This is a genomic window from Halorubrum sp. SS7 (genome assembly GCF_005435055.1).
Lineage (GTDB): Archaea > Halobacteriota > Halobacteria > Halobacteriales > Haloferacaceae > Halorubrum > Halorubrum salinarum.
Window position 1 is genome coordinate 1 of record NZ_SGXV01000321.1, and the last position, 229, is coordinate 229.

Consider the following 229-nt stretch of genomic DNA (forward strand, 5'->3'; position numbering starts at 1 on the left):
GATCGTATGCGCCTGTTCTGGCACCGCGGGGACGCTCGGATGCGAGACAACGCCGGCCTCGCGGCCGCGGCCCGAGAGGGGGAAATTGTGCCGGCGTTCGTGTACGACGCCGACCTGCTCGCGGCGGTCGGTGCGCGTCAGCGCGCCCTCTTCCTCCGGCACGTGAAGCGGCTGGAGGAACGGTACCGCGAACTCGGGAGCGACCTAGTCGTCCGCGCGGGCGACCCGA

1 protein-coding gene is annotated in these 229 nt (G+C 71.6%); it reads left to right on the forward strand.

Translation table 11 applies throughout. The features are described 5' to 3' along the window. Nucleotides 1-6: 6 nt before the first annotated feature. Nucleotides 7-229, forward strand: a 223-nt coding sequence (locus EXE44_RS21695; RefSeq protein ID WP_241991897.1) for a deoxyribodipyrimidine photo-lyase, incomplete at its 3' end; no start/stop codon positions are given.